The 14,815-nt window shown below is 36.8% G+C and carries 15 protein-coding genes; 3 read left to right on the forward strand and 12 right to left on the reverse strand.

What is annotated here, in order from left to right; translation table 11 throughout:
* Window positions 1-32 precede the first annotated feature (32 nt).
* Window positions 33-1,289 carry a hypothetical protein gene (locus tag ABIQ27_RS06830; protein WP_348033036.1) on the forward strand — a complete coding sequence of 419 codons (1,257 nt, stop codon included), beginning with the start codon at window positions 33-35 and terminating at the stop codon, window positions 1,287-1,289.
* On the opposite strand, the gene ABIQ27_RS06835 is transcribed toward ABIQ27_RS06830, so the two are convergent.
* The 4 genes from ABIQ27_RS06835 to ABIQ27_RS06850 all read right to left on the reverse strand — a co-directional run bounded on the left by ABIQ27_RS06835 (window position 1,286) and on the right by ABIQ27_RS06850 (window position 3,775).
* A complete protein-coding gene (locus ABIQ27_RS06835) occupies window positions 1,286-1,756 on the reverse strand; it encodes a nuclear transport factor 2 family protein (RefSeq protein ID WP_348033037.1) in 471 nt (156 codons plus the stop codon). The two genes, ABIQ27_RS06830 and ABIQ27_RS06835, sit on opposite strands and share 4 nt — an antisense overlap.
* Before the next feature lie 18 nt (window positions 1,757-1,774).
* Window positions 1,775-2,239, reverse strand: a complete 465-nt coding sequence (locus ABIQ27_RS06840; protein ID WP_348033038.1) for a hypothetical protein — start codon at window positions 2,237-2,239, stop codon at window positions 1,775-1,777.
* Window positions 2,240-2,243: 4 nt separating this feature from the next.
* The gene (locus tag ABIQ27_RS06845; protein WP_348033039.1) at window positions 2,244-3,218 is read right to left on the reverse strand and encodes a YitT family protein; all 975 of its coding nucleotides are present in this window, start codon (window positions 3,216-3,218) and stop codon (window positions 2,244-2,246) included.
* Window positions 3,219-3,295: 77 nt separating this feature from the next.
* Window positions 3,296-3,775, reverse strand: a complete 480-nt coding sequence (locus ABIQ27_RS06850; RefSeq protein WP_348033040.1) for a hypothetical protein — start codon at window positions 3,773-3,775, stop codon at window positions 3,296-3,298.
* Window positions 3,776-3,965: 190 nt separating this feature from the next.
* Here ABIQ27_RS06850 and yaaA point away from each other — a divergent pair, with 190 nt between their 5' ends.
* A complete protein-coding gene (yaaA, locus tag ABIQ27_RS06855; RefSeq protein WP_348033041.1) occupies window positions 3,966-4,724 on the forward strand; it encodes a peroxide stress protein YaaA in 759 nt (252 codons plus the stop codon).
* A gap of 59 nt (window positions 4,725-4,783) precedes the next feature.
* Here the strand turns inward: yaaA and ABIQ27_RS06860 are convergent, their stop codons facing one another.
* The gene (locus tag ABIQ27_RS06860) at window positions 4,784-5,209 is read right to left on the reverse strand and encodes a response regulator (RefSeq protein ID WP_348033042.1); all 426 of its coding nucleotides are present in this window, start codon (window positions 5,207-5,209) and stop codon (window positions 4,784-4,786) included.
* A gap of 191 nt (window positions 5,210-5,400) precedes the next feature.
* Between ABIQ27_RS06860 and ABIQ27_RS06865 the strand changes: the two genes are divergently transcribed.
* Window positions 5,401-6,132, forward strand: coding sequence for a hypothetical protein (locus ABIQ27_RS06865; RefSeq protein WP_348033043.1), 732 nt, complete (start codon window positions 5,401-5,403; stop codon window positions 6,130-6,132).
* A gap of 162 nt (window positions 6,133-6,294) precedes the next feature.
* Here the strand turns inward: ABIQ27_RS06865 and ABIQ27_RS06870 are convergent, their stop codons facing one another.
* The 7 genes from ABIQ27_RS06870 to trpA form a co-directional block, all read right to left on the reverse strand.
* On the reverse strand, window positions 6,295-8,637 hold the full coding sequence (locus ABIQ27_RS06870) for a mechanosensitive ion channel domain-containing protein (protein WP_348033044.1): 2,343 nt from the start codon (window positions 8,635-8,637) through the stop codon (window positions 6,295-6,297).
* 116 nt (window positions 8,638-8,753) lie between these two features.
* Window positions 8,754-9,104 (reverse strand): hypothetical protein, encoded by a 351-nt coding sequence (locus tag ABIQ27_RS06875; RefSeq protein WP_348033045.1) that lies wholly within the window; start codon window positions 9,102-9,104, stop codon window positions 8,754-8,756.
* Window positions 9,105-9,204: 100 nt separating this feature from the next.
* Window positions 9,205-10,791 (reverse strand): MDR family MFS transporter, encoded by a 1,587-nt coding sequence (locus ABIQ27_RS06880; RefSeq protein WP_348033046.1) that lies wholly within the window; start codon window positions 10,789-10,791, stop codon window positions 9,205-9,207.
* 63 nt (window positions 10,792-10,854) lie between these two features.
* A complete protein-coding gene (locus tag ABIQ27_RS06885; protein WP_348033047.1) occupies window positions 10,855-11,937 on the reverse strand; it encodes an HlyD family secretion protein in 1,083 nt (360 codons plus the stop codon).
* A gap of 13 nt (window positions 11,938-11,950) precedes the next feature.
* Window positions 11,951-13,279 (reverse strand): TolC family protein, encoded by a 1,329-nt coding sequence (locus ABIQ27_RS06890; RefSeq protein ID WP_348033048.1) that lies wholly within the window; start codon window positions 13,277-13,279, stop codon window positions 11,951-11,953.
* Window positions 13,269-13,892 carry a TetR family transcriptional regulator gene (locus ABIQ27_RS06895; RefSeq protein WP_348033049.1) on the reverse strand — a complete coding sequence of 208 codons (624 nt, stop codon included), beginning with the start codon at window positions 13,890-13,892 and terminating at the stop codon, window positions 13,269-13,271. The genes ABIQ27_RS06890 and ABIQ27_RS06895 overlap by 11 nt, the downstream gene beginning before the upstream one ends.
* Before the next feature lie 159 nt (window positions 13,893-14,051).
* On the reverse strand, window positions 14,052-14,813 hold the full coding sequence (trpA, locus tag ABIQ27_RS06900; protein WP_348033050.1) for a tryptophan synthase subunit alpha: 762 nt from the start codon (window positions 14,811-14,813) through the stop codon (window positions 14,052-14,054).
* Window positions 14,814-14,815 lie beyond the last annotated feature (2 nt).

Raw genomic sequence — 14,815 nt, forward strand, 5'->3', positions numbered from 1 at the left:
GTCATACCAACTACGCAACAAAACCCAACACTATGAAACATTGGTACATAATCCTAATAGTTCTTATGCTGAACAGTTCATTAACTATTGCCCAAACACAAAGAGAAATATACAACTCAAGTGTCAAAGCATACGAAAGCAAAGACTATAAAACCTTTCTGCAGCTTACCCAAAAATTAGACAGCCTGCGACCTTTTCATCCTAATTACACCTATAATTTAGCTTCTGCCTTTGCTTTGAATGGCAATACGGAAAAAGCATTGACCACATTGCAAAAGCTGGTTATGATGAACAATACCACTGCTTTTGAAACTGATGAGGATTTTAAATCATTACAGGAAACAGAAGGTTTTAGAACTGTTCTTGCATTAAAGAATGCTCAAAATACTATTGTGGCGAATTCCAAACTAGTAGTAACCTTAAGCGAAAAAGAATTGCATCCTGAAGGTTTGACTTATTTATCAAAATCCAAAACCTGGTTGGCATCAAGCATTCATAAAAGAAAGATTGTTGCTTTTGATTTTAAAACCGGTCAATGTAACGATTGGCTTTCCGCGAATAATATGCTTTCTGTTCTGGCTATGAAAGCTGATACTAAAGAAGCATTTCTTTGGGTTGCCACTGCTGCTTTCCCTGAAATGGAAAACTTTACTAAAAACATGAACGGAAATGCAGAGATTTTGAAAGTAAACATAAAAACCAAACAAATAGTAAATCGATTTGCAATACCAGGCAATCATGTTTTTGGCGATTTGATTCTCGATAGGAATGGCGTTGTGTATGTTTCCGATAGCGGAAAGCCGATGGTTTACAAAATTGAAAAGGATGTAATGACCGAATTTGTTTCGTTTGAAAACGATGGTTACAATATGCAGGGATTGGCATTCAATGATAATCAAAGCAAACTCTTTATCGCCGATTATTTAAAAGGAATTACAATGATTGATATGCAAACTAAAGCGAAAACTTCACTGATTTTTCCGGAAGGCACAACAGCCAAAGGAATTGACGGTTTGGTATTTTATAACAACACTTTGATTGCCATACAAAACGGAGTAAAACCGATTAGAGTGACAGCGCTAAAACTCAATGAGCAGCAAAATCAAATCAGCAGTTTTAAAATACTGGATAATAACAGACCCGAGTTTGATGAACCTGCCTTGGGAACAGTTGTTGGAGACAAAGTGTATTTCTTTGCTAATTGTCCGTGGAAAGCTTATGACCAAAATGGCGTTATGGATGCGGGTAAGGTAAGTAATCCAATACTATTTGGTTGTAAACTGGATTAATGATCATAGCTGATAACTCTGGAAATTCTCCATTTTCCGTCTTTCTTTTCCCAAATCATCAGGAATTTAAAAGTTCCAATTTCTTCTTTTCCGTTTTCGATATGGCGGAATTGATGGCTGCCGATTTCTATCGCGCCATAATCTTTAATTGGATGAACTTCGAGAGTTCCTTTGACTAATGTCCGCGTAAGTTTATATTCTTTATGAAACATCGTGTCAAAGTTTTTAAACACGGTTTCATAGTTAAGCAATCCGCCATTATCCTGAAACCATTCTAAATCTTCGCTAAAGTATGCTTTAAAAACTGGCATGTTTTGGGTATTGAAAGCATCAAATACAACAGCATCCATTTTTTCAATTTCATTGAATAATTCGGATGATGTCGGTGCGACTTTCTTTTCCTGCGCCTGGCAAATGATAGTAAAAAAGAATACTAGAAACAGGCTGATTATTGGATTGTTTTTCATGATGATTTGGTTTTTGATTTATTCAGGACAAGCAACTTTATCCAACGGCATAGTTGAACTGAACTCTAGTTTGGAAACATCTTTAAAACGTGTTCCGTCTTCGTTCATTTCGCCATAACCTTCAACTAGTTTATCGCCCTGTAACTGAAAGGCAATCTGACGTACACTTTCTGTACCTTCTGATTGAAAAGTATAGTCTAACAAAAGAATATTGTTTTCAAACGTACCGGTAAAAGTCCCTTTATTACTATCTTTTTCAGCAATAACATAATTCAGTGTTCCAGTTACATCATTTCCGTTGTACTGAATCTGCATTTCAATTTTGTTTCCGGTTGCATTATAAGCATAACATTCTTTCTTTAAAACTTCAGTTTTTGTTTCTTCAGTAACGGTTGTAACTGTTGTTGCTTCTACCGGAGTTTCTTTTTTACAGCTTATAAAAAGCATTGCAAAAACTATGGAAAATAAGATTCTTGTTTTCATGATATTAATGTTTTAATGGTCTTTTTTTAATCATCCCGCCTTTTGTGTCTTTGATACTGTTCATTACGACAAAGGCTGTTGGTTCTATTTTTTCAATTTCGGTGTTGAGTTTGTTGAGTTCTAATCGGGTGATTACGGTATAAATAATATCTACTTCTTTGGTTTCACCACGTTTTCCATAGCCTCCTTTTCCACTGTAAATCGTTACGCCACGACCCATTTTATTTACAATCATTTCCCGCATTTTTTCGCTTCGTGAAGAAACTATCGTCACACCAATATATTCGTCTATACCTTCTACAATAAAGTCGAGTGTTTTGGATGCAGCCAAATACGTAATCATCGAATAAAGCGCGACTTCAATACCGAGAAAATAAGCTGCCGCTCCAAAAATAACTACATTAATAACTACGATGATGTCGCCAATGGTTGTTCCAAATTTCCGACTGAGATAAATGGCCAAAACTTCCGTTCCGTCAATCACTGCGCCACCACGAACAGAAAGTCCAATTCCAGCACCAAGAAAGAAACCTCCGAAAACTGCAACCAGCAAATTGTCGGTAGTTACATCGGGGAAACTCACCGTTGCCAAACAAACAGAAAGTCCGGTAATAGCTAAAGCTGTTTTGATAGCAAACGCTTGTCCCATAATTCGGTAACCCAAAATAATAAAAGGAATATTAACTCCAATAATTAAAAGATACAAAGGAATATCAGTCAGCGCGGAAATCAGCAACGAAATTCCGGTTGCGCCGCCATCAATAAAATGGTTGGTCAGCAGAAAACCTTTGAATCCGAACGTAGCCGAAAAAATCCCCAGTGTGATTAAGAAGAAATCTTTGACATGACGCTTTGCCAGAATTGCAAACTCACGATAGCCTTTAGCCAAAGCATAATTTGAATAATCAGAATCTTCACCACTTTTTAAAGGTTTATGAAATATGGTTCTGATTATTATTTTCTGCCAAAATGAATTCATACAATTGTTGTTTTAGACTCGTTAACGCTTGGTCAATATACAACATTTTACCCGAATTCCAGCGCCTAATTTGGTTTTTACAATGGTTTAGCCGGAACTTCTTTTGTGGAAATGGCAGAAACCTTATTCTCGGCATTAATCGTTACAAAGAGCTCTCTTTTATAAAGTTTCTTTTCATAATCAATACTGTATCGAAAAAGATACTCATCAGTCTTTTTATTATAGGTAATCTCAACGATATCGATTCCACGGAATCTTCCATTTCGTTGATTGATTTTTTGGCAAACGTTAGAGATTTTTTCTTTGGTAGCATTTTGCCGAACCTTATCGGTAGCTTCATTTGAGCTGAAACCTCTGAATCTGGAAACATTACAGGTTTCCAATAATCGTGTTCCCAAATCATCGGCTCGTTTTTTCTTAACTATTTCCGCGTCAGTTAGTTTTAGTAAAGTGATATTTGTGATTTCAGTGGCTGGCTTTTTGTAGACAACTGCCGGCTTTTTGCTTTTACACGACACTATGAGTAATACGCAGCAAAATAAAACAATTCTTCTCATAAGGTTTGGTTTTAGAAAATAGGCGATATAGATTCGGGTGTTACAAAATTAGAATAGACAAGAATTCAAATGTTATAGAATTTTGCAGAATCGTTATAAAATTTAACAATTGTTTCATGGTAATAATTCATTTTCCCGTAGATGGTTTTCAATATTGAATTTGTATTTTTGGGACTGAAACAAGTACAAAATGAAAATCGTCATATCGCCAGCCAAATCGTTGAATTTTGAAAAAGAACTGCCAACCACAACTTTCTCAGAACCGCAGTTTTTAAAACAGTCTGCAACCATTCAGCGTACGTTGAAAAAGAAAAAACCAAAAGCATTATCGCAGCTAATGGATATTTCTGAAAAGCTGGCCGATCTAAACTGGCAACGCAATCAGGATTGGAAAACACCTTTTACAACATCAAATGCGCGTCCTGCGGTTTATACTTTTGATGGCGATGTATATCATGGTTTGGATGCATATAGTTTGCCCTTGGATAAATTAGGCGATTTGCAGGACAAACTCCGAATCCTTTCGGGTTTGTATGGTTTATTGAAACCGTTGGATTTAATGCAGGCGTATCGTTTGGAAATGGGAACTTCATTACCAATTGGAAAAAACAAAAACCTGTATGAGTTTTGGAAAAAGACAATCACCAAAGAATTAAACAACGAATTGAAGAAAGGCGAGTTGTTTATCAACTTGGCAAGCAATGAATATTTCCATGCGGTTGATGTCAAAGCGTTGAAAGTTCCTGTAATTACGCCCGAGTTTAAAGATTACAAAGACGGCAACTTAAAGATGATAAGTTTTTTTGCCAAAAAGGCGAGAGGCATGATGGTGCGTTATATCATTGATACGAATGCCGAAACGATTGACGACCTAAAAGGATTCAACTTTGAAGGGTATGGGTTTGATGCGAATTTGAGTAAAGGGAATACGTTAGTTTTTACGAGGTAGAAAAGCACGGATTGTAAATCCGCGCTATCGGGTATATATTAAACTGTTATTTGTTGTTCTTATTTAACATACTTAGGAGAAACGCATTTTTGCCAATATTCTATAATCGTTTTCATGGTTTCTCTAATGTCATTATAGTTTCTTGGTTTTACAAAAAATCCCTGAATTGATTTTGAGTAGGCATCTATTACATTTTCCTGTTCAGCACTTGTAGAAAAAAACAAGTAGGGGATGGATTTCAATCTCAAATCTTCATTTTCATGTATTTTGGCCCGCAATTCCATACCGCCTAACTTAGGCATGTTGATATCTGAAAAAACTATAAAAGGTTTTTCCTTCGTTTTAATAAGATATTCTAAAGCTAATTCTCCATCTTTAAAAAAAAGGACTTCATTTTTATAAGCTAAATCTATAAAAACATCCCGAAAGATATCCTGATCATCCATATCATCTTCAATCATTACTATTGGACCTGCCTTATTCATTATAAATTATTTATTGTTATCGGGTGAAGGTAGGTGTTTAATACTTACCATTTTGTTTATTCTGCAATACTTGTTGTTAATGCAAAAAAGACACTCTTTTTAGGCATGGATCATAAATCCGCGCTATTGGGAATACGTTGGTTTTACGAGGTAGTTATTTGTATCTTAGTACGCTAATCTACAAAACTGCAATGAAGTCATTTGCTATTCTTTTTCTTGTCTTTTTATTTCAGCATCCCGTTTTTGCTCAGCAGGATAGTGTACGCGATTTACGTCAGCTGACTTCGCTTACGATAAAGGGTGTTGTGCAGAACATTGAAGACGATTCTATTCTGAAAAAGATTATAAAGATTGAACTTATTGATAAAAAAACCTTTCTGGCAAAAAAGAAGCTCGCAGTAGGTGATTACCTGACGGCTAAAAAAGCTGTAAAAAAAGTAAAAGGAAAAATAAAACTGCCACTCCTAAAAGGGGCTTTGACTTTGACAGACAGGCATCCTCTAGATGAATCAAGAGAGAATTACGAATATTTAGGATGTATTGATTTCCTGGATGTATATGTTATTTTAGGCTCTTACTGGGAAGACCTTGATTATAAATTCATAAGCAGAAAGAGTGGGAAGGAAGTTCAGAGCTTTTCCTATTTTCCCTATATATCGGCAGGCAAAAAGAATATCATTTCCATTTATGATTATGTTTATGATAATGAGGCTTATTTTGATTTATATAAAATAGTGAATAAGAAACCCGTTAGTATTTTGGGAGCCACTTTTAAAAATTGGATTCCGGCAACGGAAAAGGAAAGGATGTTTTGGGGTGATGATGGCAATTTTTATGTTCCTATTTTGTATTCAGATAATTATCTCAACAAAGATGGTAATTACAGCACCGATTATAAATACATCCGGATTTCGATGTTGTGATTCCGCTCCCGCACGAATCGCTGCTCCCGCGCGAATCCTTTTGCGTGGTTCTTATAATTTAAAATATTAAAAACTCCGCTACCGCACGAATCCTTTCGTGTGGTAATTGTTATCCTTATAATGAAATAGAACCACGCAAAAGGATTCGCGCGGGAGCGGGGGCTAATTTGCATCCGAATATCCCGGTTGTATACCAGCGGCTTTCAGGGCTTCATAAATTTCTAACATCATGTGGCTTCGCACCGATGTTGCTGTTGATAAATCGGGTACCCAGAACAGCACTTTTATTTCTACGTTTTTTTCGGTGAATTCATTTAAGACTATTTCGGGTGAAGGGGTCTGTAGAATCCGGTCGTTTTTTGAAATGGTTTCTTTTATTATTTTCCGCACTTGTACAATATCGGAATCAAAGGATAAACCAATGGCAAATTCAACCCTTCTGTTCCTGTCCTGAAGTGTCCAGTTTATTAAATGCTGTGACAGTAAATCGCCATTAGGGATAATGATATCGGCACCGCTTGAACTTTTAATCGTACTGCTGCGAACGCCGATTTCTTTAACAACACCGCTTTTATTTCCCACTTCTATCTGATCTCCAACCTGAATTGGCCGCTCAAAAGCAATGATGATACCCGATACCAGATTATTTACAATTGTCTGTAAACCAAACCCAATACCAACACTCAAAGCGCCAATCATAATAGAGAGCTTGTCTAAAGGAATGCCCGATGCCGCAACGGCTACAAAAAAACCAACAGTCCAAATGGACAATCGGATCAACAATAGCATGGAGCCCAGAGAACTTCGTTTTCCTGTTGTTTTTTCGACCGTCTGACCAAAGAAGAAATTGATAAAACCGGATAGTAAAGTTGAAACCCAAATGATGAGAAAGAAAACCCCAACATTTTTAAAATTGAACGCAAGACTGCCAATCCGGCGCCCTTTACTAAGGAAATCATTAAGCATGCTTTTAAAGAATTCGTATAATGCTAAATCCCTTGCGAGATAAACTGCCCAGACTACCAGGGCAATAATCAATAAGACGTGTTTGAGTTTATGCTGTAGTTCCTTAAAATTAATGTAGGCTGAAAACCGGCTTTGCTGATAGGCTTCCGATTGTATATAGATGGCTTCTGTAACAATGGTGCAGAATACTTTTAATGCCAGTGCCAATTGTAAAGTCTGTATGGCAGTTACCCCGCATATCTTGGCAAGGGTCACGCGTCCTAAAAGATTGAACAGGACGGACAGCGATGCCAAAAACAGTGTAAACAGTACCACATATTTTATCATTGGAGATTCTTCTAGACCAATAAAGAAATTCTCTTTCCTGAAAATCAGTGGTAAACAAACTACTATTAAAACAACCGCCATAATTAAAAGCCACCAACGTTCTCCGTATGCCGACTGTAACAGCAAATCATCTACAGCATATAAAAACCACAGTGTACATAGGATGAAGAAAATTGGTTTACAGGATTTAGCAATAAAGGGCGTTACTAAAAATATCAGTGAAAGCAGCCTGAAAAGCTCGAATGTGTGCAGGAAGGACATCGTAGGACTTGGAAAAAAGAACGGCGCATAGGTAAAAAAGCCAAATAAATTGACAAGGATAATGCTTCGTCTGTATAAAAATATGTTGTGTAATTCTAATGGTGCAACCGGTAAATTTTTAAGGTTCCTCATATTTATAAAACTCCAGACCAGCATAAAAATAAAGAGCAATAACGTGAGTGCTAAAACGTCGAAATTGTTTTTATAGTAGCGCTTTAATGATTTATTAAGCCTTTTAAATGCTTCTTCAATAACGGTTGCAAAGGATTTTTTATAGGAAGACGCTTTTGAAGTAAGTAATGGTGCTTCTTCCGGTCCCCACATATTTCTTTTTTCGGCAAGGCTCTTTTCCGCAAGATCTGAAATGATGTCATTGGCCTGAAGCAAAGCAATAGTAACCCTGTTCCGCAATATATTCACGCTGGTCAAAACCTTTTTTTGATTGCTGTCCAGAACAATGGATTCTTCCTGGATATCCTGCAATTGCATATTCAGGATTGAATCCTGCAGCGATGCCTGCATTAAAGGATCTTTAAGGATTTTTTTTAATTCGGCACTGTTCTTAGTTAGCGTGGTACTGTAAGTAGTAAGGGTGTTTTTATACTCTTTTAAATCGGAAGCTGTACCTTTCAATAAGATAGAGGTGCTGTTCAGTCCCCTTAAATTCCAGCTTCTTTTGCCACTATCCAGCGAGCCTTTAATTCGTTTTACCAGTTTCTCAACACCCGGAATGGTAGTGATTATTTCATTTAATTTTATTCTTTTTTCTAAGTAGGCTGTATTCTTATCTATAATTATGGTGTAAGTCCCAATCTTGTCTACCAGTTCAGGAATCATTGCTGCGTTATTGGAAGAATTATGCTGGATAGAATCCAAAATCATTTTTTGTTTGTCCTGCGCATGGAGATGAATGGTTATGGTTATTATCAAAAAGAGGAGCAGGTTCTTCATAGTATAAGTTTATGATAAAGGTAAGTGTTTTTTTGTGAATTAGAAATAGGTTCCCGCCATCACGGGAATGACAAATATGACAAATAAAAAAGCCCCAATTCCCGGGGCTTTATATTTTATTTTGCGTAGAAATATTCTTCATATTCCATCCTGGTTTCACTCGTGACTTTGCGCTGGTCGCGTGCCAATTCTCTCATGGCCTCAACGCCTTTTTTAGCACAGCGTTTTACTTTATTTAATCGTGATGAAAAGTCCATCAGTTTGTGTGCATCTTCCGGACTAAGTTTTGTTTTAATCTCATCTACGAACGAAGAAAATTCGTTGATTACTTCATCGTTTTCATCGTAGTCTGTTCTCAAATCGTCTAACAGCTCATTTATTTCTTTGCTGATTTCCTTGCAATGATCTTCACTTTTCTTGTGAAGGTCTTCGATGATTTTCTTCTTGTTATTTCCAAAAAGTCCCATAGCGATTGATTTAACGGTTTATTTTAAATAGACAGAAATCAAATTTAGGAAATTGTTTTTAAAAAGTATGCAAATTGTTAATAACTTGCAAATCTGTTAATTAGTGCATGGCTTCGCTAATGTCGACTTTCTTTTTCCCTTTCTTAACCAGCAGTATAAACGGAATACAGAACAAAAATAGTAAGCCTAAGTATAGGAAAATATCCATGTATGAAAGTACAGAACTTTGTTTGGTAATGCCAAAATCTAAAACCTTATACGCTTTTTGCAACGCCACATCAGGACTAAATCCTTTCGACATAAACCCTCGTTGCAATCCATGCAATCTGTTTTGAACTTCCACTCGTGTTGGGTCTAAATGCGCAATTAGATTCACTCTGTGTGATTGTCCAAAACGGGCAATAAGCGTAGTAATAATTGCGATTCCAAATGAACCACCAAGCTGACGCATCATTCCGGTGAAAGCGGCTCCTTCGCCAATGCTTTTTCCTTTAAGATTAGAAAGCGACAGCGTAGTAATAGGTACAAACAATAATCCCAAACCAATACCACGGACAATGAGTGGCCAAAACATATGCTCGGCACCAGTATCCGGTGTCATGATGTTGTGCATCCAATAGGTGAAGATAAAGAACGATAGGAATCCGAGCGCTACCAAATAGGTTTGAGGCACGCCGTTTTGTATCATCTTACCAATAAACGGCATAAAAATAGCGACTGTTATTGAACTCGGAACTAATAGTAAACCAGCATCAGTAGCTGTCCAGCCCAAAATGGATTGGGTATAAATCGGAACAATGAATGTAGTTCCGTACAAACCAAATCCCATGATAAAACTCATGATGACACCAACTTTCAGATTGCTGTCTTTGAGGACGCTTAGATTTACAATTGGATATTTATACGTGAGCTCCCGCCAAATGAAAAAGAATAAGCCAAGGAAACTAATTACAGCTAAGGTGGAAATGGTTGAATCATTAAACCAATCGTCTTGTTGTCCGTGCTCCAAAATGTATTGCAGCGCACCAATAAAGGCTGCTAATAAACCAATTCCGAGCCAGTCAACCTGATTGGCTTTTAGTTTTTCACCGTATTTCGGGCTTCTGACGAATGTTAATGTCAGTAGTGTTGCTACAACTCCGATTGGCACATTGATATAGAAAATATAAGGCCAGGAGAAGTGATCCACAATATAACCACCCAAAGGCGGACCAAGTGTTGGGCCAACGATAACTCCCATTCCGTAAATAGCCTGAGCCATTCCACGTTTTTCGAGCGGATAACTTTCGGTGATGATGGTTTGTGCTGTAACTAAAAGCGCTCCACCACCCAAACCCTGTATGAATCGGAATGCTACTAATTCCCAAATGTTATCGGCGTTCCCACACATGAATGAGGCAACGGTAAAAATGATAATCGAAGCGGCAAAGTAATTTCTACGACCAAATTGCTGTGACAGCCAGCTCGTCATCGGAATCACAATTACGTTCGCAATTGCATAAGCGGTAATTACCCAGGCAACATCAGTCAGCGTTGCGCCAAGGCTTCCACGCATATTGTTTAGTGCAACGTTTACAATCGTTGTATCTACAATTTCAAGCAATGCACAAAGCACAGCCGTAATCGTAATGATTGTCCGGCGAAAACCATATTCTACTAAATCTTCCTGAACTACTGGTTTTGACATTTTGTTATTTTAAATTTTAAATTCTAAATTTTGAATTTGTAATCTTGAATTTGTAATTCGTAATTATTTCAAAATCACATCTACATCTGCATTCATTCCTGAACGCAATAATTGCAGCTTGTCTTTCGGATTGTTTTCTGTGAAATTAATTCTAACAGGAAGTCTTTGCACGGTTTTTACAAAGTTTCCACTGGCATTATCTGGAGGCAAAAGAGAGAATTTAGAACCGGTAGCCGGAGAAAACGAAGTAATTTCGCCTTCAAATTCAGCACCTGGAAACGCGTCGATTTTTAGTTTTACTTTTTGACCAGCGCGCATTTTGTCTAATTGTGTTTCTTTGAAATTAGCAATTACCCACGTTTCCTGATTATTGATGATATAAAATAACGATTGTCCGGCCTGCACTAATTGTCCAGGCTGAATGTCAACTGTAGAAACCTGTCCGTCAATAGAAGCAGTAACAACAGTGTAACCCAAATTCAGATTTGCTGCGTCTAATGCGGCCTGAGCTCTTTTGATATTCGCATTCGCCACGCCAACTTGTTTGTTACTTACGTTAGTTCTTGCAGCAGCAACATTCTTTTGAAAAGAAGATGCTTTTTGTTGGTCAATCAGAATATTCAATTGGCTTTGTGCTTCCTGTTTTGCAGCTTCGGCTTGCTCGTATTGTTGTTTTGTAATCGAATGATTATTGTACAAATTGCTGTACCGCTCAAAATCGGCTGAGGCTCTTCGTAATCTGATTCGGGCAGTTTCAATGTTTCCGCCTGCAGATTGTACATTCGCTTCAGAAACAGAAACTCCTGCTTGAGAAGTTCCGATGTCGGCTTTGGCTACTTCAGCATTGTTTTCGGCTGCAGCCAAATTAGCTTTCGCTTCTTCCACTTTTACGATATAATCGTTGTTATCGATTACGAAAAGTGTATCGCCTTTCTTAACGATGTCGTTATCTTTTACCAAAACTTTGGTGACATAACCGGCAACTCTTGGGATTATTGGATTCATTTTCTTTGCAACCTGAGCGTCATCAGTCGTTTCGTGCGACAAAGAATGAATGTATTTATAACCACCGTAGACTACTCCTAAAACCGCAAGGGCAATGAATATCAAACGGAATTTTGTATTTGTTTTTTCTTTATTTTCCATAGTTTTGAATATTTTATTTTTGATTGATGTTTAATGATGCCGTTAATTTTCCTGAGGCAAATTGTAATTCGTAATATTTTTGAGCGACATCGGCTTTTGATAATGCTTCATTGATTTTAGCCTGCAATTGTTGATAATCCGCTTCCAATAAATCATTGGTATCCGAAAGGCTGTTGTCATATTTGTCTTTTACGATTCTGTAATTCTCTGTCGATTGAATTACCGCTTTGTCATAAACCAAACTTTGTTTCAATGAAAGATTATAATTTTCCTGCGCCTGAAATACTTCTTCTCGGATATCGTCATTAAGTTGCGATATGGCGAGTTCTGTTTGTTTAACGCGGCTTTGTGCCAGTTTTACATTTTTGCTGTTTTTGAAAATACTTGATAAATCGTATGACACGCCAACACCAAAATTCATAGCATTGGTAACCGTTATCACATTATGCAAATCCATAGCGATATAACCACCACTTAAAGCTAATGAAGGATAATAGTCTGCTTTGGCAATTTTGATTCCACTTTCGGCTGCTTGTTTCTTAAGTTCCAGTGATTTCAAATCGTTTCTTTCGCCTTCACCAGAATTGCCCTGATTGCTCATCATATCTCTTTTTATGGCTTCAATATCGATTTCAATCTGAGTACTTTCAGGTAATTTTAGCAGCGTTATCAATTTATGATTGGCGATAGCTGCATTTTTTTTTGCGTTGTCCAATGATAATTGCACGTTAGATTGTTGCAGTTGTGATTTCAGCAAATCATTTCTGGCAATCAAACCGTTTTCTTCCATCGCGGTAAAATCTTTTACACGTTGGTCAGCCGATTTCAAATTGTCTTCGATTAAGGCAACCATTTGCTGTGCTTTGTAAAGATTGGAAAACAGTTCAACGACTTCAAGCCCAATTTGCTCTTTAGAATGCTTCTCAGAGAACGTTTCTGCTTTATACATACTTTCGGACTCTTTGATGCTGTTCTTTAGCTTAAATCCGTTAAAAATCGGCATCGATGCATTTACTTGTCCCAAAGCCAGCCAATCTACTTTCAAAGGTTTTGCCGGTTCAGCAGACGGATCATCGTTGGATTGCAGATTCGAATCAACATTAGCACTTGATAATCTCAGGTATTGCGCTGATGCTTTTACGCTAGGATAGCGATTGTTTTTGGTAACGTCTAATTCGAGTCTAGCCGTTTCTACTTTGGCTTTGGCTGATGAAGCTGGACCGCTGTTGGTCACAGCCATTTCAACGGCTTCTTTCAAAGTAAGTAGTTTTTTTTCTTGCGCCTGATTTTGGTTAAATGCCAAAAGGAGCAAAGCGAGGATAATTATTTTATTAATCTGCATAAACTAAAAGTGCTTTTATGGTTTTTTGAATGTGTTGTGTGAGTGTAGTAGCAACATAATTCTCGTATTCTTCTTCCGTTTTCAAATCAAATATTTTCATATATAAAGGCTTGTTCATGTGGAATTGGAAATACGTTCCCATGATAATAGGAGGAAGCAGGGCTACATTGATGTCTTGTTGGAATTCGCCAGTATCTTGTCCTTCTTTGATGATTTTTTTGAAAGTCTCTAAATTGCTTTTCTTCATTTCAGTGAAACCTTCAAAGTTCAGTTCTCTTTTTTTTGTCGAAAACTCAAAGTGTAGAATTTGATAGATGCAACGGTTTTTGTTGATACGGCTGATATAAAGGTCAACCATTTTGTCAACTTTGGCGAAAGGCGGGATGTTTTCGTGATACAGGCTTTCCAATTGCAGACGCATGATGGAAATCCTATTAAGTACTAAAGCCTCCAACATTTTTTCTTTGGAACCAAAATAATAAGATATCATGGCAATGTTGACATTTGCTTTTTTAGCAATATCCCTAACCGAAGTCCCATCAAAACCTTCTTCTGCAAATAGCTGTTCGGCTACCTGAAGAATCTCTAATTGTTTTTCATTAAATTCAGTCATGATTATGTTTCTTGTAAATCGAATGCAAAGTTAAACACTTGTTTAAATTAAACGTTTGTTTAATTTAATTTTAACATAAAATTAACAAAAAAGTTGTCATAGATAAATTCTATATTGAGTATTTATAAAATTAATTATCAATACTATATTGAAAATTATCTAAAGTATATTTTGGATAAATGTAGAAATGCTTGAAATTGGGTTGTTTGCAATAAACTGGATAAAACTGCTGCCGATGATGGCTCCTTTTTGGTGTTTTGTTGCTTGTTCGAAAGTTGTTTTGTTGCTGATTCCGAAGCCAATTATCTGTGGATTTTTTAAATTCATAGCTGCTATTCTTTCGAAATATGCCAATTGGTTGTCGTTAAAACTATCCCTGCTTCCGGTTACGCTGGAACTGCTAACCATATAAATAAATGCATTGGAGTTTTCGTCTATCAAACGGATTCGTTCTTCAGAAGTTTGTGGTGTAATCAGGAAAATCATCGCAATACCGTAGCTTTCAAAGAGTTGTTTGTATTCTGAAAGGTAAATTTCTAAAGGTAAATCGGGAATTATCAAGCCGTCGATTCCGGTTTCCTGGCATTTCTTCAGAAAGTTTTCGATACCAAATTGCAAAATCGGATTGAAGTAGCCCATTATGATTAACGGAATTTCTACCGTTTTCCGAATGTCTTTGATTTGATTAAACAGGATTTCAGTTTTCATTCCGTTTTTTAATGCCTGAGTTGAGCTTGCCTGAATGGTCGGTCCATCGGCTAAAGGATCACTAAAAGGCAAACCGATTTCAATCATATCAACATTATTTTTAGCTAAATTTTCAATTAAACTTTTAGTGTCGTTTAAGTTTGGAAAACCTGCTGAAAAATAAATAGATAGGATTTTTTTATTTTCTTTTAATTTGGTTTGGATTCTATTCATTT

Origin of the sequence: Flavobacterium sp., from assembly GCF_039916025.1 — a bacterium.
Taxonomy (GTDB): Bacteria; Bacteroidota; Bacteroidia; order Flavobacteriales; family Flavobacteriaceae; genus Flavobacterium.